The following is a 336-nucleotide window of genomic DNA, read 5'->3' as shown; positions in this document are numbered from 1 at the left end:
CAACTGCACGCGACGGGCCCCCGGCTGGAACGTACGCACCATCCAGCACGGTCCTTCGTCGGTTGGTACGCGATGGGGCCCCAGCACCGCAAACGGATCGCCCAAGCGGCCGTGCACGAGTGCGTCGATCGTGGCTGAGTCCACGCCCGTCGGCGGCACCACGACAGGTCGGGCCGTGGCCTGCGCCTTGGGTGGAGCAAAGTCGAGCGCGCTCATGACGGGCCTCCGGTTGTGGTTTCCGCGGCCCGCAGCGGCGGTTCTGCATGCAACACCCGGCGTGCCACGCGGGTGAGGCCACTCAGTGGAATCAGCAGCCAGGCGGGCCGGTTGGCCGCT

The 336-nt window shown here is 70.2% G+C and carries 1 protein-coding gene; it reads right to left on the bottom strand.

What is annotated here, in order from left to right; translation table 11 throughout:
• A partial coding sequence (locus RVY79_RS18290) for a GlgB N-terminal domain-containing protein (RefSeq protein WP_317465947.1) occupies positions 1-216 on the bottom strand: 216 nt, incomplete at its 3' end.
• Positions 217-336: the final 120 nt, after the last annotated feature.

Origin of the sequence: Chromohalobacter sp. HP20-39, from assembly GCF_033052815.1 — a bacterium.
GTDB lineage: Bacteria > Pseudomonadota > Gammaproteobacteria > Pseudomonadales > Halomonadaceae > Chromohalobacter.
The sequence above is the reverse complement of the archived record's forward strand: the minus strand, read 5'-3'. Positions and strand labels throughout refer to the sequence as shown.